The sequence below is a fragment of the Rhizobium favelukesii genome (genome assembly GCF_000577275.2).
Taxonomy (GTDB): domain Bacteria; phylum Pseudomonadota; class Alphaproteobacteria; order Rhizobiales; family Rhizobiaceae; genus Rhizobium; species Rhizobium favelukesii.
Genome location: NZ_HG916852.1, coordinates 2,493,329 through 2,513,478, shown reverse-complemented (window position 1 = coordinate 2,513,478; position 20,150 = coordinate 2,493,329). Strand labels below are relative to the sequence as shown.

Genomic DNA, 20,150 nt, shown 5'->3' with positions numbered 1-20,150 from the left:
AATGAAGTAAACAGAAATTAACGTGCTCCCTTGCTTGTATGTCAAAAGCGGGTAAAACGACACACGTGACCGGAATCGGGGGACGCCTGGGCCGGGGACGAGAAAAAAGGTAATGGGTGAAATGAAGGCTGGTTCAAGATTTTTGAACGCAGTATCGGCGGTTGCGCTGTCTGCAGGTATTGTTGCTTCGGGGGCAGGTGCAACGGTTTTCGTCTCGGCAACGACGGCAGAAGCTGCAGTCATTCAGCGTGTTGATGTACGCGGCGCAAGCCGTGTCGGCGCCGAAGCGGTACGCTCGAACCTGACGATCGTGCCTGGCAAGACCTTCTCCAACACAGACATCGATGACTCGGTGAAGCAGCTTTACGACACCGGCTATTTTTCCGACGTCAAGATCTCCGTCTCCGGTAGCACGCTGGTTGTTTCCGTTGAGGAAGCGCAGCTGGTCAACCAGGTGGTCTTCAACGGCAACCGCAAGATCAAGGACGACAAGCTCGCTGCTGTCGTGAAAACCCACGCGGCCGGACCATATAACGAAGCGCAGATCCAGTCCGACATTCAGGCAATCAAGGACGCGTACGCCGCGACCGGCCGCAGCGAAGTCCAGGTGACCACGCAGGTCGTGCCGCTCGGTGAGGGACGCGTCAATCTGGCCTTCGTCGTCGACGAAGGTGATCGCACCAAGATTGCTGCCATTAATTTCGTTGGCAACAACGCCTATAGTTCGGGTCGTCTCTCTTCGGTCATCGCGACGAAGCGCTCGAACTTTCTGTCGTTCCTGACCCGCAAGGACGTCTACAGCGAAGACAAACTTCATGCCGACGAAGAAACGCTGCGTCAGTTCTACTACAATCGCGGCTATGCCGACTTCCGTATCATCTCATCGGATGCGGCTTTCGACGAGGCAACGAACAAGTACACGCTAACCTTCAACATCGAAGAAGGTCCGCGCTATAATTTTGGTGCCGTGACGGTGCAGTCGACTGTTCCCGGTATTGATTCTACGCAGCTTCAGGGGTTCGTCCGCACGCACGAAGGTCAGGTCTACAGCGCCAAGGAAGTCCAGAAATCGATGGAAGCGATCTCCGATCAGGTCGCCTCCGCCGGATATCCGTTTGCGCGCGTGACGCCGCGCGGCAATCGTGATCTGACCAACAATACGATCGGGGTCGAATACCTCGTTGATCAGGGCGAGCGCGCCTACGTAGAGCGCATCGAAATCCGCGGCAACAGCCGTACGCGTGACTTTGTCATTCGTCGCGAGTTCGACATGAGCGAAGGCGACGCCTTCAATCAGCAGATGATCACGAGGGCCAAGCGCCGCCTCGAGGCTCTCGGCTATTTCTCGTCCGTCAACATCTCGACGCAGCCTGGCAGTTCGCCGGATCGCGTTGTTGTCGTCGTTGACGTGCAGGACCAGGCGACCGGCTCGTTCGGTATCGGCGCAGGCTATGCTGCCGGCGGCGATGGTCTGCTGCTCGAAGCATCTGTCGAGGAAAAGAACTTCCTCGGTCGCGGTCAGTACATCAAGATTAGCGCCGGTGGTGGTCAAGAAGGCTCTCAGACCTATGGCTTGAACTTCACGGAGCCCTACTTCTTGGGCTATCGCCTGGCTGTTGGTTTCGATCTTAACCACAGTCAGACGTCGAGCAACGACAACTACGACTACGAGGAAAACAGTGGCGTATTGCGCGCGACGGCGCCGATCACGGAAGATCTGGCGACGACGTTCCGCTACAACTACAAGCAGATGAAGTATGATCCCTCGGGCTCGCTGAGCAATCTGTCTGCGCCATACCAGAACCTCGTTGAAAACAGTCCGTGGGTGAAGTCGTCCGTTTCGCAGACGCTGACCTATAATACGCTCGATGACATGACGCTGCCTCGCGAAGGTATCTATGCCAGCGCCACGCATGAAATCGCTGGCCTTGGTGGCGACTCGGAATTCTACAAGATCTACGGTAAGGCGCGGTATTTCCACCTGCTTGCGGATGATGCTGATATCATCGGATCGGTTTCGGGTTCGGCGGGTTATGTCATCGGCTTTAACAAGAATCTGAACGTCTTTGATCAGTTCACGCTGACCAACGGCGATATTCGCGGCTTCGAGAACAAGGGCATCGGCCCACGCATTGCCGGGGCAAACGACGACCCGCTCGGTGGGAACACCTATTTTACGGTGTCGGCTGAAGCGACCTTCCCACTCCCTGCGGTCCCGCGTGACTTCGGCTTGCGCGGCGCCGTGTTCGCCGATGCAGGTACGCTGTTTGGCAATGATGTCGATCCGCGTGGTGATAGTGTGAACGGCGTTGATGCATCGCTCCGTGCTTCTGTCGGTGTTGGTCTTATGTGGGCGTCGCCATTCGGTACGCTGCGCGTCGACTACGCTATTCCGGTTCTCAAGGAAGACTTCGACAAAACTCAGCACTTCAAGTTTGGCATAAACAACCAATTCTGATATCGGCAGTCCGGAACCGTAAAATCGAATTCCGTTCTGGAGATTTGCCGATGGAGCAAAATGGCTTTTTTCTGCCCCATGATGGCGTGAAACTCTTGGAGTTGGCGCAGTATCTTGGGGCAGAGCTTGCTGATCCGAAAGATGCAGATGTCGTGATCCGCTCCGTTTCGCCCGTAAGTCGGGCGAAGGCGGGTGACCTGTGTTACATCATGTCGAAGAAGAGCAAGGACGAGCTCGCGACGTGCGCGGCGTCTGCCGTCCTTTGCAGTGTCGGCCTGCGATCGCTGGTGCCGGATCATCTGCCTGTTCTGATTTCGAAGAATGCTCATGCGGCCTTTGCCATGGCTGGGGGCTATCTCTATCCGAAGGCGCTGCGCCCTGAAGCACTGTTGTCCGAAGCTTCCGGTATCTCCGATCGCGCGATCGTTGATCCGACCGTCCGGCTCGAGGGCAAGGTTTCGGTCGAGCCATTCGCGGTCATTGGTGCGCATGCTGAAATCGGTGAGGGCACACACATCGGGGCGGGCGCCATCATTGGGCCAAACGTCAAGATTGGCCGCAATTGCACGATCGCGGCTGGTGCGAGTGTGCTGTGCGCACTCGTCGGCAATGGCGTCATCATTCACAACGGTGCGCGGATCGGCCAAGATGGCTTCGGTTACGCCCCGGGCCCGCGGGGGATGATCAAGATCGTGCAGGTCGGCCGGGTCATCATCCAGGATCATGTCGAGATCGGCGCCAACACCACGATCGATCGCGGGACGATGGATGATACGGTCGTCGGCGAAGGCACAAAGATCGACAATCAGGTGCAGATCGGCCACAACGTCCGCATCGGACGCCATTGCGCCATCGTTTCTCAGGTCGGCATTGCCGGCAGCACTGTGCTCGGCGATGGCGTGCAGGTCGGCGGGCAGGCTGGACTGAACGGGCATATCAAGATCGGTGACGGAGTGCAGATCGCCGCAAAGAGCGGCGTGATCGGAGACATACCTGCCGGCGAACGCTACGGTGGCGTGCCCGCGCGTCCCATCAACGATTTTCTGCGAGAGACGGCTGCGATTTTGGCGCGATCAACGGGCAGCAAGAAAATGGGAGAAAAGAATGACTGAGGAAGCCAAGACTTTGCTCTCTTCGGCGGATATCAACGAGATCATGAAGCTGCTGCCGCATCGTTATCCGTTCCTGCTTGTTGACCGGATTATCGAGATCGATGGCGACGATTCCGCGATCGGCATCAAGAACGTGACGGCAAGCGAACCGCACTTCACCGGTCACTTTCCGGGGGCGCCGATCATGCCGGGTGTTCTGCTCATCGAGGGCATGGCTCAGACGGCCGGCGCGATCTGCGCCAAGAAGGAAGGTGAGACCGGCAACCTGGTCTACTTCATGACGATCGACAATGCGCGCTTCCGCAAGCCGGTCGTTCCCGGTGATCGCGTCGAATATCACGTGAAGAAACAGAAACAGCGCGGTAACATCTGGAAGTTCCATTGCGATGCTAAGGTCGATGGAGCGCTCGTCGCTGAAGCCGACATCGGGGCGATGATCGTTCGCAAGGATCAGGCATGAGTACGATTGCAGCCACTGCCAGCATTCACGCTATGGCCGTCGTCGAAGATGGCGCCGTGATCGGCGAGAACGTCAAGATCGGCCCTTTTTGCCATGTGGGCCCGAAGGTCGTGCTGGGCGATAACGTGGAACTGCTGACGCACGCGGTTGTGTCCGGCCAGACGACGATCGGCAAGGGCTGCCGCATTTTCCCGATGGCCGTCATCGGCGGCGATCCGCAGAGCGTTCATCATGGCGGCGAAGAGACGACCTTGACGGTTGGCGACAACTGCACTTTCCGCGAAGGCGTGACGGTAAACACGGGTACCGCCGATTTCGGTGGTCGGACGATTGTCGGCAACAACAATCTCTTCCTGGCGAATTCTCATGTCGCGCATGATTGCCGGGTCGGAAACAACGTCATCATGTCCAACAATGTGATGCTGGCGGGCCACGTGACGATCGAGGATCGTGTCATTCTCGGTGGCGGCTGTGCCGTGCATCAGTTCACGCGTGTCGGCCGGCAGGCCTTTGTTGGTGGGCTCTCGGCTGTCAGCTATGATGTCATTCCCTATGGCATGCTCAATGGCAATCCAGGTCTTCTGAGCGGCCTGAACGTCGTTGGCATGACCCGCGCCGGTGTTGACCGGGCGACGATTCATGCCGTGCGCCGCGCCTACAAGGCGATCTTCGAAGGCGACGGTTCGATCCGTGACAACGCCGCCGCGATCAGGGATGAGTATGCCGATTGCGAACAGGTCATGCAGATTCTCGATTTCATTGCCGCCGAAAGCGATCGCGCGCTTTCCTCTCCGACGAGGGGACAGAAAGGGTGATGCTTGGCTCTCGCTGGTGACATGGCAAAAGGCCGCTTGGCAATCATCGCGGGCAGTGGCCTTCTGCCGTCTCATGTCGCCACCGCGGCGCGGCAAGCAGGTGAGAATCCCTTCATTGTTGCGCTGAAGAACGAGGCCGACCGTTCTTGGGAAGGCTTTGACCACGCCGTCATCGGCGTCGGCGATTTCGCTGCTCTCAATCGCATCTTTGAAAGCAACGGCATAGACCGCGTCGTCATGTCTGGCGCTGTACGCCGGCGCCCGGAGTGGCGGGAAGTCCGGCCGACGCTGAAGACTCTGGTGAAATTGCCGTCGACGATCCGTACGCTGCTCGCTGGCGGCGACGATACGGTGCTGCGCATGGTAATCACCTTGATTGAAGAGAATGGACGCCGGGTCGTCGGCGCGCACGAGATCGCACCGGATCTGCTTGCATCGGTCGGTCCATTGGGCGCCGTGCAGCCAAGCGCCGACGACACGAAGGACATAATACGTGCAGCCGAAGCGGCCGATGCGCTCGGTAGGCTGGACGTTGGTCAGGGGTCGGTTTCAGTCGGCGGCCGCATCGTTGCGCTCGAAGGTGTGGAAGGCACGGACAGCATGCTGGAGCGTGTCGCGAACCTGCGGTCGGCCGGGCGAATTTCCGCGCGCCGGCGCGGAGTGCTCGTGAAACTCTGCAAGCCTCAGCAGGATATCCGCGCCGACCTGCCATCGATCGGTATTTCGACGATCGAGAACCTGCGCCAGGCGGGACTGGCCGGCGTGACCGTTGAAGCGGGCCGCTCGCTGATCCTTGAGCGTGACGCTGTCATCAAGGCCGCGGATGAGGCTGGTATTTTCGTGTGCGGACTGGATAGGGGATTGCCATCCTGGGGGTTAGTGTGAGCGAGGCTTCGCTAAAAGTTGCTATCGTCGTTGGGGAGGTTTCGGGCGATCTTCTGGGCGCGGACCTGGTCGCGGCCCTAAAGCAGCAGTATCAAGGTCGCGTGGAGCTGATCGGCGTCGGCGGCGAGGGGCTGGACGCGCAGGGCCTGCGCTCGCTTTTCGATTTCTCCGAACTGTCGGTCATGGGCATCACGCAAGTGCTTTCGAACCTGCCGCGGCTGGTTCGACGCATTCGAGAGACGGCGGCGGCGATCATCGCGGCAAAGCCGGATGTGCTTATTATCGTCGACAGTCCCGATTTCACCCATAGGGTCGCCAAGCGCGTGCGCGCGGCGCTGCCTGAACTGCCCGTCGTCAATTATGTCTGTCCAAGCGTATGGGCGTGGAAGGAATACCGCGCGCAGCGCATGCTCTCGTACGTCGACCAGGTGCTGGCAGTCTTGCCATTCGAGCCGGAAGTGATGCGCAAGCTGGGTGGTCCGCCGACAATCTACGTTGGTCACCGTTTGACCGCCGATCCGAACCTGGTGGACGCACGACGCCAGCGGGCGCAGACGAAACCGCGAAGTGAAACCGACCGCAAGACGGTGATGTTGCTGCCCGGTTCGCGTTCGTCGGAGATCATGAAGCTGCTGCCGCATTTTGGCGATGCCGTGAGCGAGCTGGTGGCGCGCAACGGTGACGTGCGCTTCGTTTTGCCGACCATGCCACGACGCGAATCCATGATCCGTGATCTCGTCAAGGATTGGACGACCAAGCCGGAGATCCTGACGGGGGTGGAGGCGAAGTGGCAGGCATTCGCTGAAGCGGATGCGGCCATGGCCGCGTCCGGGACTGTCGTGCTGGAGCTCGCGCTGACCGGTGTTCCCTGCATTTCGGCCTACAAGACCGACTGGATCATCAAGCTCATGACCAGCAAGATCAAGACGTGGAGCGCGGCCCTTCCGAACCTGATCACGGACTACACTGTCGTGCCCGAATATATCAATGAAGTCGTCCGAGGCGGCAGCTTTGCACGCTGGATGGAGAAGCTTTCGGCAGACACCTTGCCGCGACAGGCGATGATGGAGGGGTTTGACACCCTCTGGCAGAGGATGCAGACCGAAAAGCCGCCGGGAGAATACGCGGCTGAGATCGTTCTCGACGTCCTTCAAAAGAAAAAGCCCGGCCATTTCTGACCGGGCTCTTTGCTGTCTGCTGTCGCGGTTTAGCGCTTGGAGACCGGCAGGTAATCGCGCTGTGGCTCGCCGATGTAGAGCTGGCGCGGACGGCCGATACGCTGCTCCGGGTCTTCGATCATCTCGTTCCACTGTGCAATCCAGCCGACCGTGCGGGCCAGAGCAAACAGCACGGTGAACATGGTCGTGGGGAAGCCCAGAGCCTTGAGCGTGATGCCGGAGTAGAAGTCGATATTCGGATAGAGCTTCTTTTCGATGAAGTATTCATCAGTGAGAGCGATACGCTCCAGTTCCATTGCTACCTCGAGCAAAGGGTCGTCCTTGACGCCGAGTTCGCCGAGAACCTCGTGTGTCGTCTTCTGCATGATCTTGGCGCGCGGATCGTAGTTCTTGTAGACGCGATGACCGAAGCCCATGAGACGGAACGGATCGTTCTTGTCCTTGGCGCGGGCTATGTATTCGGGAATACGGTCGACGGTGCCGATCTCGGTCAGCATGTTCAGCGCTGCTTCATTGGCGCCGCCGTGAGCCGGGCCCCAGAGGCAGGCAATGCCGGCGGCGATGCAGGCGAACGGGTTTGCGCCCGATGAGCCGGCGAGGCGGACCGTCGAGGTCGATGCATTCTGCTCGTGGTCGGCGTGCAGGATGAAGATGCGGTCCATGGCGCGGGACAGCACCGGATTGACGACATATTCTTCGCACGGAACAGCAAAGCACATGCGCAGGAAGTTCGAGGCGTAGTCGAGATCGTTCTTCGGGTAAACGAAGGGCTGGCCGACGTGATACTTGTAGGCCATGGCCGCAAGTGTCGGCATCTTGGCGATCATGCGCAGGCTTGCGACCATGCGCTGATGCGGATCCGTGATGTCGGTGGAGTCGTGGTAGAAGGCCGACAATGCACCGACGCAGCCGCACATGACGGCCATCGGATGCGCATCGCGGCGGAAGCCCGTGAAGAACCGACTCATCTGCTCATGCACCATCGTGTGATGCGTGACGCGATAGTCGAAATCCTTCTTCTGCGCAGCGGTCGGCAGTTCGCCATAGAGGAGCAGGTAGCAGACCTCGAGGAAGTCGCCATGCTCGGCAAGTTGCTCGATCGGATAACCGCGATGTAGCAGTACGCCGGCATCACCATCGATGTAGGTGATTTTCGATTCACAGGATGCGGTCGAGGTAAAACCAGGATCGTACGTGAAGGAAGCCGTGTGCTTGTACAGGGCGCCGATATCAATGACGTCAGGGCCGATCGTGCCGCTCTTGACGGCGAGATCGACTGATTTATCACCGATTTTCAGTGTTGCGCTTTGTTCCGTCATTCTGATCCTCCAAACTGGCGGTTGGCGCCATAAAAGCGCCATAGGGTTAAGCGTCGTCGACGATAGCTATATGATCGCGCGCCTAATGCCAAGTTCCCGTGACGCCATTTTGTGCATCGCAGTATCAACTTTTGGGCACTCCTGCGATGAGCCCTGCGCATAGCAGAAGCTGATGATTATCCTTGGCTTTTCTGGCTTCCGATTCTCCTTCGGATTTCAATCGATTATTGTTGCCTGAAGCCTGAAGAACTTGCATTGTGGTTGCAAGGGCGGCTGTTTTTGGGCGCAGATGCATGCCGGGGTTGAAGCCACTTTGTGAGGCAGGCCCCTCGGCGCGGATGCGCTTGCTCGCATGGCAGAGCGTTCTTTTCTTCGGGCTCAATCTGCTTAGAAGCCTCCGCGCGCCTTCAGCACGCAATCACTCGTCTCCTGGGCAACGTGGTTTACGACCGCGCCGCCCGGCTGCTCTTCGTGTTTTCGTCGCGCTGTGGCGACGGAGATGGATCATGGGCGGTTCTTCGTATTTTCTCCGGTCTTCCTCGGGCCGACGCCGTCCTCTGGTTTGAGCTCGCAAGTGACCCGCCAATGATCCGCCTGGGGGCATGGTTTGTTGCGTTCGCCCTGATTGCACCGGCCGCAGTCCCCGGGGCGCCGCCGACTGATCCGAAATCTTGCGCTGGCGGGCGTATTGGTGTCGTGGGAACGCTTTCCGCCCAGTTCGAAGCACGGAGTAGGGCGACCGTCATATTGGACGCGCGTATAATCACGACGATCACGGGCTGCGTTGAGCGTCGGGAAGGGGATCGCCGTGACCGCTGGCACTGCATCAATTCCACCTCGGCGATGCAATATCACCCCTGTCCGGCGGCGGACAGCGAAGGCCAAGCTCAAAGACTCTCGGCTGAGGAATTGCGCAATGCCCGCAATACGTTGCGGCAGGCCTCTGCGACGGGCGCTGAAGACCGCCTTGTTTCCCTGAAAACGCCTGGTGCACCGCCACGCACGATAGCAGCTACGTTCTGACAATCGTCGAAAACCCTGCTTACTTCGGCGCTGCGCGCGATACCGCCGATATCGTCGTGACGCCCGCTCGCCTGCGTGCGACCGAATGCCGGCCGGACGCACTGCTATTCACCGGAGAAATCCTGCGTCGCGGCTCTGGCGCCGCCGAGATACGCAAAGACGAACAGGGAACACCATCGTGTCACCGCCTACTACCACGCTTGACCGCCCCTGGATGCGGCATTGGGCATACAACTGGCGAAGCGGCACGTTTGACGGTGAGCCGCCTGTCGTCAATGATAACGACGAATGAGCCCGACGAGCTTGCCCTGAACCTTGACGCGGTCGGGTCCAAAAATACGCGTTTCATAAGCCGGGTTCGCGGCCTCGAGCGCAATGGAGGCGCCCTTCCGGCGGAAGCGCTTGAGGGTCGCTTCTTCGTCATCGACGAGCGCGACAACGATGTCGCCGGGATTTGCGGTGCTGCCATTGCGAATGATCACCGTGTCGCCATCGAAAATGCCGGCTTCGATCATCGAGTCGCCCTTGACCTCAAGCGCATAGTGCTCGCCCGGGCCAAGCATGTCGGCCGGAACGGTGATGTCGTGAGTATTGTTCTGGATTGCCGAAATCGGCACGCCGGCGGCGATCCGTCCCATAACCGGTACCGAGGCGGAATTGCCGTTGTCGGCATGTGCTGCCGGCTTCGGCGGCGCAACAAGCTGCGGTTTGCCGAGGCTGCCTTCGATGACGCTCGGCGAAAAGCCGCGGCGTGGTTGCAAGCTCGGGTTATATGCCTCCGGAAGCTTGATGACCTCCAGGGCGCGGGCCCGATTCGGCAGTCGGCGAATGAAGCCACGTTCTTCGAGCGCTGTAATCAGCCGGTGAATGCCTGACTTCGACGCGAGGTCCAAGGCATCTTTCATTTCATCGAAAGAAGGGGGGACACCGGACTCCTTCATTCGCTCGTGAATGAAGAGAAGAAGCTCCTGTTGTTTACGCGTCAGCATCGAAGTTGAACCCCAGAGTCGTGAAACAAAGCCAGAACAGACACTATATGTTCCATATGTGTTCCGCAAGTGCCTAAATTTTCGTAAAACTTGCCCGCAACTTGTTCAGTTTTCTCAGTTCATTTGACTGAAAGCGCCGAAGGGGGTTGCATTGTCCTGCGACCCGGCGCACATCTTCGCAAATTCCGGAGAGTTTGCTATGAGCGAAGCACATCCGCTGGACCACATCGTGCTGCCGGTCTCCAATATTGGACTCGCGCGCGAACGTCTCGGAAAACTTGGGTTCACCATCGCGCCCGATGCCCGGCATCCGTTTGGAACAGAGAACGCCTGCATATTCTTCTCCGACGAAACTTACCTAGAGCCCCTGGGGGTCGCCAGCGCGGAACTGCACGAGGCGTCGGCGAAGAAAGGGAATGTCTTCACCGCGCGTGACCGCGCCTTTCGGTTTCGATGCGGGGACGATGGATTCTCTGCCGTGGTCTTCGCGACCGCAGATGCCGATCGCGACCACGCCCGGTTCCTTTCCGAAAGGATCAATGGCGGCGAGATGCTACAGTTCGAGCGACCGATGAAGATGCCCGATGGCTCGGAGGCCACAGCCGCGTTCAAGCTCGCTTTCGCGGTGGATCTGCGGGCTCCGGATTTCTTCTTTTTCACGTGTCAACGCGTCAATCCGCTGCCGGCCGATCGAAAAGCGCTGCAAGTGCACGCGAACGGCGTCCATGGGATTGCAGAGATCGCTCTGGTTTCGCCAGATCCGAAGGCGTTCGGATCATTCGTGCGCGCAGCGGCGCACGGCCCGGGGATTGTCAACGACGCCTTCGGCGTGAGCGTCGCCGCTCCGAATGCCAGGATCAGCGTTCTATCCCCCGATGGATTGTATGCCTATTTCGACCTTCCTGCAGCGTCCACCGATCGCGGCTTGCGCGGCATCGCCATCGTCTTCAAGGTTGGCGATCTCGCCGTGACAGAAGCGCATTTGGCTGCTAACGGGATGACCTACACGCGCAAAAACAATCGAATTCTGGTGAAGGCGGCTCCCGGGCAGGGCGCGCTCTTCGCCTTTGAGGAGAAACGATGAGCCAGACAAAGTCCGAAGTCGTGGTTGGCGAAGGCGCCGGCTGCGTCACCTTTTCCAATGCCGGCCAGCTGTCGCTGATTGCTGGGCCCTGCCAGATGGAGAGCCGTGACCATGCCTTCATGGTCGCGGGCGTGCTAAAGGAACTCTGCGACAAGCTTGGTCTCGGCCTCGTCTACAAGTCCTCCTTCGACAAGGCGAACCGCACCTCGCTGTCGGCTCAGCGTGGGATCGGCCTCGAAACGGCGCTTGAGGTCTTTGCAGACCTCAAGAAGGAATACGGCTTTCCGGTCCTGACTGACATCCACACCGAGGAGCAGTGCGCCGAGGTGGCGACCGTCGTCGACATCCTGCAGATCCCGGCCTTCCTCAGCCGCCAGACCGACCTGCTGGTCGCTGCCGCCAAGACCGGCCGCACCATCAACGTCAAGAAGGGCCAGTTCCTTGCTCCTTGGGACATGAAGAATGTCCTCAACAAGCTGAACTCGACCGGCAACCCCAATATCCTGCTGTGCGAGCGTGGCGCCTCCTTCGGCTACAACACGCTGGTTTCGGACATGCGTTCGCTGCCGATCATGGCGGCGATGGGCGCTCCCGTGATCTTTGACGCCACGCATTCGGTGCAGCAGCCAGGCGGGCAGGGCGGCTCAACCGGCGGCCAGCGCGAATTCGTGGAGACGCTGGCACGGGCAGCCGTTGCCGTTGGCGTCGCCGGCGTCTTCATCGAAACACACGAAGACCCTGACAATGCGCCGTCCGACGGGCCGAACATGGTTCGCCTGAAGGATATGCCGCGGCTACTCGAAAAGCTGCTGGCTTTCGACGTGATCGCCAAGGCGGCCTGAAACCTGCAGAAAGTGCCGGCCGTCAACCGGCAAGCGCCATCCGTTTGTGGGAGGGATATCCCTTGGTCACGGAGTTGTCCGTATCGTCGAGACGGAAACGAGACAGCAGGTGATTGAGGTGCACTGCCTCGGCGCCGAGCTCTCGGCAGGCGGCGCTGGTTTGCTCGACCATCGCCGCGTTCTGCTGCGTGACGCTGTCCATCGTGTTGACCGCGGCGTTGACTTCCAGGAGCGCGGTGGTTTGTTCGGAGGAAGAACGCACGATCCCCTCGATCAGCGCAGTGACCATCAGAACCTGCTGATCGATATTGCTGAGCGCTTCGCCTGTGCGGTTGACGAGGCCAACGCCTGCTGAAACCTGGCTGGAAGACCTCTCGATCAACTGTTTGATTTCTTTCGCCAGATTGGCGGAGCGACCGGCAAGGTCGCGCACTTCCTGCGCAACGACGGCAAAGCCTTTTCCGGCCTCACCTGCACGGGCGGCCTCCACACCGGCATTGAGCGCGAGGAGGTTGGTCTGGAAGGCGATTTCGTCGATGACGTTGATGATCTCGCCGATCTGCGCGGATGATGTCTCGATCTTCTCCATCGCGGCCACCGCCTCGTGCACGACGGTTGCCGAGTAGCTGGCGCTTTCCTTCGTCGCCGTCATCACCGCGTTCGCTTCATTGGCCCGTTCCGATGAGTTCTTGACGGTGACGGTGATCTGGTCGAGCGCGGAGGCTGCCTGCTCCAGCGAGGCGGCCTGATGCTCCGTTCGCCGGGCCAGATCATCCGTGCTCGAGGCGATTTCGCTCGAGCCGGTCCTTACCGTATTCGTGACGGCCGAGATTTCCTTCATTGCGCCGAAAAGCGTGCGGATGCTCGAGTTGAACTCGTGGCGCAGCTTTTCGTAGGCGGCTTCGAAGGGTTCGCTGAGCTGGACAGTGAGGTCGCCGCCGGAAAGGCGCTCCAGACCGCGGCTCAGGCTTGCAATGACGCGCTCGCGGGCGGCTTCCTCTTCTGCCTTGGTCGCGGCAAGCACCGCATCACGCTGTGCCTGCACCCGGCGTTCAGCATCTTGGCGCTCGCGGATATTGTTTCGCTCTTCGGCAGATTGACGGAAGACGGTGACGGCGCGCGCCATCGCGCCGATCTCGTCGGCGCGGCGGCTGAAGGGCACTTCCTTCGAATAATCGCCACCGGCAAGGATCGCCATATAGTCGCGCATCGCCGAGAGCGGCACGATAGCGCGTCGACGGAAGGCATAGAGGCCGCCGAGCAACAGGCAAAACGAGACAGCGGCTGCCGCAAGTGTGATCGTGGAAAGGATGCGGGTTTGTTCGGCAGCATCCTTTTCGGCAGCAGCAAGGAAGGCGTTCGCCATGTCCACGAGCTTGTTGACGGCCTCTTCATGAATATGGAAATTCGTTGAAAGCTTCTCGAAGGCCGCCGGGATGACGGCAGCGTCGTTCTTGAGAATGGCCGGGGCGAGTTCTTCCGCCATCACCTTCCAGAAGACGTCGCCTTTGACGAGGACGTCGTTCAGGAGTTTTTCCTTGAGATCGGCGCTGAGCGCCGTTTCCGACCAATATTTGCGGCGATCCTCATAGGCGGGCTTCAGGACAGTCTGGATGCGCTCGATATTCTTCCGCGCGACTTCAGGACGCTGCACCGCCTCAAGTGCAAGCATGTAGGATTCGACGATGTAGAGAGGCGGCGGCAGGATATCGGCGACGAGATCCTTGCCGTAGACGATCTGCTTATACATTTCGCCGTTCACCCGCAGCTTGTTGAAGGCGTAATTCTGTATGCCGATCGAAGTGATCAATCCCGCGGTGACGACGGCCGCGAAGATGGCAAGGCTGCGAGCAATATTGAGTTTCATCCGGCGCCCCGTAAATTTTAATAGTGAACAGGTGTTGTTTATTGAAATGGCTTGGGATTTGGAGGGAACTTAAAAGCCCTAAGCAGGCGGGTTTGAACCGCACAAGGAAGTGCATCATGCAATACTACTTGCCGGCGGACAGGCAGTATTTCCTTATTGAGGATTAATTGTACTATTGATTGGTTACCGATCGATAAATGTGCAACCACATCGAATACTGTGACTTGTTTTTTAAAACCTGTAGTTTCGAAACACTGGAGCAGGGCAGCAGAAAGATGGAGGGGCAAGCCTCTTCAAAAGCCTGACATATTCGCGCGATAGGTCGTGACATGCCGTGTGTCGTCGGTGTGGCATTGTAATTTGCGTGCCTTCGATTAAACAGGCTTCGAACGATTTATCCACCCTCGAGCAGGAAGAGCCGATGACCGCAATTACCGACATTATCGCCCGCGAGATTCTCGACAGCCGTGGTAACCCGACCGTCGAAGTCGATGTCTATCTCGAAGATGGCAGCATGGGCCGCGCGGCGGTGCCGTCGGGCGCTTCGACCGGTGCTCACGAAGCAGTCGAAGTGCGCGATGGCGGCAAGCGCTATCTCGGCAAGGGTGTTGAAAAGGCCGTCGAAGCCGCCAACACGGAGATCTTCGACGCGATCGGTGGTATCGACGCCGAAAACCAGATCCAGATCGACAACATCATGATCGAGCTGGACGGCACGCCGAACAAGGCGCGTCTTGGCGCCAACGCCATCCTCGGCGTCTCGCTCGCCGTTGCCAAGGCGGCAGCACAGGCTTCCGGCCTGCCGCTCTACCGCTACGTCGGCGGCGCCAGCGCCCACCTCCTGCCGGTTCCGATGATGAACATCATCAACGGTGGTGCGCATGCCGACAACCCAATCGACTTCCAGGAATTCATGATCCTGCCGGTCGGCGCCGATTCCATCCGTGAAGCCGTTCGCATGGGCTCGGAAGTCTTCCACGTCCTTAAGAAGGAATTGTCAGCTCAAGGTCACAACACCAACGTCGGCGACGAAGGTGGCTTCGCGCCGGGCTTGAAGAGCGCGCCTGAAGCCCTCGACTTCATCATGAAGTCGATTGAGAAAGCCGGCTACAAGCCGGGCGACGACATCAGCCTCGGCCTTGACTGCGCCTCGACGGAATTCTTTAAGGACGGCAAGTACGTTCTCGAAGGTGAAGGCCGGACGCTGGAATCGGGCGCCATGGCCGAATATCTTGCTCAGCTCGCGGCCCAGTACCCGATCATCTCGATCGAAGACGGCATGGCCGAAGACGATTGGGACGGCTGGAAGGCTCTGACGGATCTGGCTGGGAAGAAGGTTCAGCTGGTCGGCGACGATCTCTTCGTTACCAACTCAGCCCGTCTTCGTGACGGCATCCGCATGGGTGTTGCCAACTCGATCCTCGTCAAGGTCAACCAGATCGGCTCGCTGACGGAAACGCTCGATGCCGTCAACACCGCGCACAAGGCTGCCTACACCGCCGTCATGTCGCACCGTTCGGGCGAAACCGAAGACTCTACGATTGCAGATCTGGCTGTCGCCACGAACTGCGGTCAGATCAAGACTGGCTCGCTGTCGCGCTCGGACCGCCTGGCAAAGTACAACCAGCTGATCCGCATCGAAGAAGGCCTCGGCCCGCAGGCCCGCTATGCCGGCCGTTCGATCATCCGCGGCTAATCGCATCTGATTTTTAACGACTTCGAACCCGCGCCTCAAAAGGCGCGGGTTTTTTCTTGCCCGATTTTTCATAGTCAACGGACAGTTAATCTCTGCCCGGTAGGCTTGAACGCATCGAGGTAATGCGTTCGAGCGTGCGTTTATGTGGACAAAGCATCACAAGAAGAAAAAGATCGGTCGTTTCGTGGTTCCGGCGATGACGATCGCGTTTCTTTCCTACTTCGGCTATCATTGCGTTCATGGTGATTACGGTCTGCGGGCAACCGAGGGGTTCGAGCGCCAGCGGATAGCGCGCGAAAGGGAGTTGGCGGTTCTGAAAGGCAAGCGCGAGCACCTCGAAAAGCAGGTCGCGCTGCTGAGCGACGGTTCGATGGACAAGGACATGCTGGACGAGAAAGCGCGTCTTCAGCTGAATGTTTCTCGTGCCGACGAGATCGTGATATTCAATCACTATTCCAATTAACCGAAATTGAGTTAATCTCGATAAATGCTTATTTATCAGTAATTTACTGACGAATACGAGCCATGCATTTATGGCATTGCTGCGGCGAAATTTCTTCCCTATGGTACGCGCCACCAAAGAACCGACAAACCCACAGGGAGGGTTGAATGGCGCCGCGAAAAACCGCGACCGTTTCCAGCCGTAAAACTAGCGCAAAGCCGGCAAACAAGGCATCCAATGGTGGTCCTGTTGCTGATTTTACGCGCGATGAGGAGCTGAAGGCCTATCGCGAGATGCTGCTGATCCGCCGCTTCGAGGAGAAGGCCGGACAGCTCTACGGCATGGGCTTCATTGGCGGTTTCTGTCACCTCTACATCGGCCAGGAAGCTGTGGTCGTCGGTATGCAGATGGCCCAGAAGGAAGGCGATCAGGTTATAACCGCCTATCGCGACCATGGCCACATGCTGGCCACCGGCATGAGCGCGCGCGGCGTCATGGCCGAACTGACCGGACGCCGCAGCGGTTATTCGCGCGGCAAGGGCGGCTCGATGCACATGTTCTCTAAGGAGAAGCATTTTTACGGCGGTCATGGCATCGTCGGTGCCCAGGTCTCGCTCGGAACGGGCCTCGCCTTCGCCAACCGCTACCGCGGCAATGACAGCGTCTCCGTCGCCTATTTCGGTGATGGTGCCGCCAACCAGGGCCAGGTCTACGAGAGCTTCAATATGGCTGCTCTCTGGAAGCTCCCGATCATCTATATCGTCGAAAACAACCGCTACGCCATGGGCACGTCGACTGCGCGCGCTACCGCGCAGTCGAACTACTCGCTCCGTGGCTCCGGTTTCGGCATCCCCGGCGTCCAGGTCGATGGCATGGATGTCCGTGCGGTGAAGGCTGCAGCGGATGAAGCGCTCGAGCATTGCCGTTCGGGCAAGGGGCCGATCATCCTCGAGATGCTCACCTACCGTTACCGCGGCCACTCGATGTCCGACCCGGCGAAGTACCGCACCAAGGAGGAAGTGCAGAAGATGCGCTCCGAGCAGGATCCGATCGAACAGGTGCGTGCGCGCCTACTCGAAAAGGGCTGGGCCTCCGAAGACGATCTGAAGGCGATCGACAAGGACGTCCGCGATGTCGTTGCTGATAGCGCCGACTTCGCCCAGTCCGATCCGGAGCCGGATGCATCCGAGCTCTATACTGACATTCTGCTCTAATCGGGGAGGGACGACCCATGCCAATCGATATTCTCATGCCCGCCCTCTCTCCGACGATGGAAGAAGGCACGCTTTCCAAGTGGCTCAAGCAGGAAGGCGATACCGTCAAGTCAGGTGACGTCATTGCCGAGATCGAAACCGACAAGGCGACGATGGAAGTCGAAGCCGTTGATGAAGGCGTCATCGGTAAGCTGCTGGTGCCGGCCGGTACCGAAAATGTGAAGGTCAACGCCAAGATCGCAGTCCTGCTGCAGGACGGCGAGTCGGCCTCCGATATTTCGGCAGCACCTGCCGCGCCTGCTCCCGCCGCCGCTGCCCCACAGGTGGAAGAAAAGCCGGCTGCTGCTCCTGTTCCAGCCGAGCCGAAGGCAACCGTGCAGAACGATCCGGAAATTCCGGCCGGTACCGAAATGGTCTCGATGACCGTTCGCGAAGCGCTTCGCGATGCCATGGCGGAAGAAATGCGGGCTGACGAGAGCGTTTTCGTCATGGGCGAGGAAGTTGCCGAGTACCAGGGCGCCTACAAGGTCACACAGGGCCTCCTGCAGGAGTTCGGTGCGCGCCGCGTCATCGATACGCCGATCACCGAGCACGGCTTTGCCGGCGTCGGCGTCGGTGCTGCGATGTCTGGCCTGAAGCCGATCGTCGAGTTCATGACCTTCAACTTCGCTATGCAGGCGATCGACCAGATCATCAACTCGGCTGCCAAGACGCTCTACATGTCCGGCGGCCAGATGGGCGCCCCGATCGTGTTCCGCGGCCCGAACGGCGCTGCTGCCCGCGTCGGCGCCCAGCACAGCCAGGATTACTCGGCCTGGTACAGCCAGATCCCGGGCCTCAAGGTCGTCATGCCTTATACAGCATCCGACGCCAAGGGCCTGCTGAAAGCTGCCATCCGCGATCCGAACCCGGTCGTCTTCCTCGAAAACGAAATTCTCTACGGTCAGCATTTCGACGTGCCGAAGATAGATAATTTCGTCCTGCCGATCGGCAAGGCGCGCATTCATCGTCCGGGCAAGGACGTGACGATCGTCTCCTTCGGTATCGGCATGACCTATGCGGTCAAGGCTGTCGCCGAACTCGAAAAGATCGGCATCGACGCCGAACTGATCGACCTGCGCACGCTGCGCCCGATGGATATTCCCACCGTGATCGAATCGGTCAAGAAGACCGGCCGTCTGGTCACTGTCGAGGAAGGCTATCCCCAGAACTCCGTCGGCACCGAAATTGCCACCCGCGTCATGCAGCAGGCCTTCGATTATCTCGACGCGCCGGTTCTGACGGTCGCCGGCAAGGACGTTCCGATGCCTTATGCCGCCAACCTCGAGAAGCTCGCTCTCCCGAATGTTGGTGAAGTCGTCGATGCCGTGAAGGCCGTTTGCTACAAGTAACAAGGGGAGGGTATTTCGATGCCTATCAACATCACGATGCCTTCCCTGTCTCCGACCATGGAAGAGGGCAACCTCGCCAAGTGGCTGGTCAAGGAAGGCGACACGGTCAAGTCGGGTGACGTCATTGCAGAGATCGAGACCGACAAGGCGACGATGGAAGTCGAAGCCGTCGATGAGGGCACCGTTGCCAAGATCGTCGTTCCGGCCGGCACTGAAGGCGTCAAGGTCAATGCCTTGATCGCCGTGCTCGCAGCGGAAGGTGAAGACGTGTCCGCCGCTGCCAGCGGGGCAGGCTCCGCTGCTCTGGCTCCAAAGGTCGATGGCGCGGCAGCGCCGAAGGTTGAAGCCGCACCGGCATCCGCCGCTCAGGCGCCGGCGGCCGCCGCTCCTGCTCCGGTCGTTGCACCCGCAGCCGCTCCGGCAAGTGGCAATCGCGCCTTCTCCTCGCCGCTCGCGCGTCGTCTGGCGAAGGAAGCCGGTATCGATCTGTCTGGCATCGCCGGCTCCGGTCCGCATGGCCGCGTCGTCAAGAGCGACGTGGAAGCCGCTGTCACAGGTGGTGGTGCCAAGGCTGCTGCGGCCGCCGCTGCCACGCAAGCTGCTGCACCGGCTCCGGCTGCTGCACCCAAGGGCGCTTCGGAAGAAGCCGTTCTCAAGCTGTTCGAGCCTGGCTCCTACGAGCTTGTGCCGCATGACGGCATGCGCAAGGTCATCGCCAAGCGCCTCGTCGAATCCAAGCAGACGGTGCCGCACTTCTACGTCACCGTCGATTGCGAGCTCGATGCGCTACTGGCGCTGCGCGCCCAGCTCAACGACGCGGCTCCCCGCAAGGATGGCGGCGCCTCCTACAAGCTGTCCGTCAACGACATGGTCATCAAGGCCATGGCTCTGGCGCTGCGCGATGTTCCGGATGCCAACGTCTCCTGGACCGAGGCCAACATGGTCAAGCACAAGCACGCCGATGTCGGCGTTGCGGTCTCGATCCCGGGCGGTCTGATCACGCCGATCATCCGCAAGGCCGAGGAAAAGACCCTGTCGGTGATCTCCAACGAGATGCGCGACCTTGGCAAGCGTGCAAAGGATCGCAAGCTGAAGCCTGAGGAATATCAGGGCGGCACGACGTCTGTTTCGAACATGGGCATGATGGGCGTGAAGAACTTCGCAGCCGTCATCAACCCGCCGCATGCAACGATCCTTGCCGTCGGCGCTGGCGAGCAGCGTGTCATCGTCCGCAAGGGCGAAATGGTGATCGCAACCGTGATGAGCGTCACGCTTTCGACCGACCATCGCTGCGTCGATGGTGCGCTCGGTGCCGAGCTGTTGCAAGCGTTCAAGGGCTACATCGAAAATCCGATGGGTATGCTCGTCTGAGACC

Annotated in this window: 17 protein-coding genes; 13 read left to right on the top strand and 4 right to left on the bottom strand. The window is 59.5% G+C overall.

Annotated features, from left to right (window positions below):
* The first annotated feature begins 121 nt into the window (after positions 1-121).
* From bamA to lpxB, 6 genes are read left to right on the top strand one after another with little or no spacing between them, the layout of a single operon-like run.
* Positions 122-2,458, top strand: coding sequence for an outer membrane protein assembly factor BamA (gene bamA, locus LPU83_RS51045; protein ID WP_024316956.1), 2,337 nt, complete (start codon positions 122-124; stop codon positions 2,456-2,458).
* A gap of 50 nt (positions 2,459-2,508) precedes the next feature.
* Positions 2,509-3,570 (top strand): UDP-3-O-(3-hydroxymyristoyl)glucosamine N-acyltransferase, encoded by a 1,062-nt coding sequence (lpxD, locus tag LPU83_RS51040; RefSeq protein ID WP_024316957.1) that lies wholly within the window; start codon positions 2,509-2,511, stop codon positions 3,568-3,570.
* Complete coding sequence (fabZ, locus tag LPU83_RS51035; RefSeq protein ID WP_024316958.1) at positions 3,563-4,030, top strand: 3-hydroxyacyl-ACP dehydratase FabZ; 468 nt, start codon at positions 3,563-3,565, stop codon at positions 4,028-4,030. The genes lpxD and fabZ overlap by 8 nt, the downstream gene beginning before the upstream one ends.
* Positions 4,027-4,845, top strand: coding sequence for an acyl-ACP--UDP-N-acetylglucosamine O-acyltransferase (gene lpxA / locus LPU83_RS51030; RefSeq protein WP_024316959.1), 819 nt, complete (start codon positions 4,027-4,029; stop codon positions 4,843-4,845). The genes fabZ and lpxA overlap by 4 nt, the downstream gene beginning before the upstream one ends.
* Positions 4,846-4,848: 3 nt before the next feature.
* Positions 4,849-5,730, top strand: a complete 882-nt coding sequence (locus LPU83_RS51025) for an LpxI family protein (protein ID WP_024316960.1) — start codon at positions 4,849-4,851, stop codon at positions 5,728-5,730.
* Positions 5,727-6,908 carry a lipid-A-disaccharide synthase gene (gene lpxB, locus LPU83_RS51020; RefSeq protein WP_024316961.1) on the top strand — a complete coding sequence of 394 codons (1,182 nt, stop codon included), beginning with the start codon at positions 5,727-5,729 and terminating at the stop codon, positions 6,906-6,908. The genes LPU83_RS51025 and lpxB overlap by 4 nt, the downstream gene beginning before the upstream one ends.
* A 29-nt stretch (positions 6,909-6,937) precedes the next feature.
* On the opposite strand, the gene gltA is transcribed toward lpxB, so the two are convergent.
* The 3 genes from gltA to lexA form a co-directional block, all read right to left on the bottom strand.
* On the bottom strand, positions 6,938-8,227 hold the full coding sequence (gltA, locus tag LPU83_RS51015) for a citrate synthase (protein ID WP_024316962.1): 1,290 nt from the start codon (positions 8,225-8,227) through the stop codon (positions 6,938-6,940).
* Positions 8,228-8,351: 124 nt separating this feature from the next.
* Positions 8,352-8,645 carry a hypothetical protein gene (locus tag LPU83_RS51010; RefSeq protein ID WP_141652590.1) on the bottom strand — a complete coding sequence of 98 codons (294 nt, stop codon included), beginning with the start codon at positions 8,643-8,645 and terminating at the stop codon, positions 8,352-8,354.
* Positions 8,646-9,522: 877 nt separating this feature from the next.
* Positions 9,523-10,239, bottom strand: coding sequence for a transcriptional repressor LexA (lexA, locus tag LPU83_RS51005; RefSeq protein ID WP_024316964.1), 717 nt, complete (start codon positions 10,237-10,239; stop codon positions 9,523-9,525).
* 199 nt (positions 10,240-10,438) lie between these two features.
* On the opposite strand from lexA, the gene LPU83_RS51000 reads away from it, so the two are divergent.
* Positions 10,439-11,323, top strand: a complete 885-nt coding sequence (locus tag LPU83_RS51000; RefSeq protein WP_024316965.1) for a VOC family protein — start codon at positions 10,439-10,441, stop codon at positions 11,321-11,323.
* Complete coding sequence (kdsA, locus tag LPU83_RS50995) at positions 11,320-12,165, top strand: 3-deoxy-8-phosphooctulonate synthase (RefSeq protein ID WP_024316966.1); 846 nt, start codon at positions 11,320-11,322, stop codon at positions 12,163-12,165. The genes LPU83_RS51000 and kdsA overlap by 4 nt, the downstream gene beginning before the upstream one ends.
* Positions 12,166-12,187: 22 nt before the next feature.
* On the opposite strand, the gene LPU83_RS50990 is transcribed toward kdsA, so the two are convergent.
* Positions 12,188-14,032 (bottom strand): methyl-accepting chemotaxis protein, encoded by a 1,845-nt coding sequence (locus LPU83_RS50990; RefSeq protein ID WP_024316967.1) that lies wholly within the window; start codon positions 14,030-14,032, stop codon positions 12,188-12,190.
* 421 nt (positions 14,033-14,453) lie between these two features.
* On the opposite strand from LPU83_RS50990, the gene eno reads away from it, so the two are divergent.
* From eno to LPU83_RS50965, 5 genes are all read left to right on the top strand, one after another.
* Positions 14,454-15,728, top strand: a complete 1,275-nt coding sequence (gene eno / locus LPU83_RS50985) for a phosphopyruvate hydratase (protein ID WP_024316968.1) — start codon at positions 14,454-14,456, stop codon at positions 15,726-15,728.
* A gap of 142 nt (positions 15,729-15,870) precedes the next feature.
* Positions 15,871-16,191, top strand: a complete 321-nt coding sequence (locus LPU83_RS50980; RefSeq protein WP_024316969.1) for an FtsB family cell division protein — start codon at positions 15,871-15,873, stop codon at positions 16,189-16,191.
* Positions 16,192-16,337: 146 nt separating this feature from the next.
* A complete protein-coding gene (gene pdhA / locus LPU83_RS50975) occupies positions 16,338-17,384 on the top strand; it encodes a pyruvate dehydrogenase (acetyl-transferring) E1 component subunit alpha (protein WP_024316970.1) in 1,047 nt (348 codons plus the stop codon).
* A gap of 17 nt (positions 17,385-17,401) precedes the next feature.
* Positions 17,402-18,775 (top strand): pyruvate dehydrogenase complex E1 component subunit beta, encoded by a 1,374-nt coding sequence (locus LPU83_RS50970; RefSeq protein WP_024316971.1) that lies wholly within the window; start codon positions 17,402-17,404, stop codon positions 18,773-18,775.
* Between the two features lie 18 nt (positions 18,776-18,793).
* Positions 18,794-20,146, top strand: coding sequence for a pyruvate dehydrogenase complex dihydrolipoamide acetyltransferase (locus LPU83_RS50965; protein WP_024316972.1), 1,353 nt, complete (start codon positions 18,794-18,796; stop codon positions 20,144-20,146).
* Positions 20,147-20,150 lie beyond the last annotated feature (4 nt).

Coding starts and splice junctions, on each gene's coding strand:
- lpxD (WP_024316957.1), top strand. CDS start 2,509: ATGGAGCAAAATGGCTTTTTTCTGCCCCATGATGGCGTGAAACTCTTG.
- bamA (WP_024316956.1), top strand. CDS start 122: ATGAAGGCTGGTTCAAGATTTTTGAACGCAGTATCGGCGGTTGCGCTG.
- lexA (WP_024316964.1), bottom strand. CDS start 10,239: ATGCTGACGCGTAAACAACAGGAGCTTCTTCTCTTCATTCACGAGCGA.
- pdhA (WP_024316970.1), top strand. CDS start 16,338: ATGGCGCCGCGAAAAACCGCGACCGTTTCCAGCCGTAAAACTAGCGCA.
- LPU83_RS50980 (WP_024316969.1), top strand. CDS start 15,871: ATGTGGACAAAGCATCACAAGAAGAAAAAGATCGGTCGTTTCGTGGTT.
- lpxA (WP_024316959.1), top strand. CDS start 4,027: ATGAGTACGATTGCAGCCACTGCCAGCATTCACGCTATGGCCGTCGTC.
- LPU83_RS50970 (WP_024316971.1), top strand. CDS start 17,402: ATGCCAATCGATATTCTCATGCCCGCCCTCTCTCCGACGATGGAAGAA.
- LPU83_RS51000 (WP_024316965.1), top strand. CDS start 10,439: ATGAGCGAAGCACATCCGCTGGACCACATCGTGCTGCCGGTCTCCAAT.
- fabZ (WP_024316958.1), top strand. CDS start 3,563: ATGACTGAGGAAGCCAAGACTTTGCTCTCTTCGGCGGATATCAACGAG.
- kdsA (WP_024316966.1), top strand. CDS start 11,320: ATGAGCCAGACAAAGTCCGAAGTCGTGGTTGGCGAAGGCGCCGGCTGC.
- eno (WP_024316968.1), top strand. CDS start 14,454: ATGACCGCAATTACCGACATTATCGCCCGCGAGATTCTCGACAGCCGT.
- LPU83_RS50990 (WP_024316967.1), bottom strand. CDS start 14,032: ATGAAACTCAATATTGCTCGCAGCCTTGCCATCTTCGCGGCCGTCGTC.
- LPU83_RS50965 (WP_024316972.1), top strand. CDS start 18,794: ATGCCTATCAACATCACGATGCCTTCCCTGTCTCCGACCATGGAAGAG.
- gltA (WP_024316962.1), bottom strand. CDS start 8,227: ATGACGGAACAAAGCGCAACACTGAAAATCGGTGATAAATCAGTCGAT.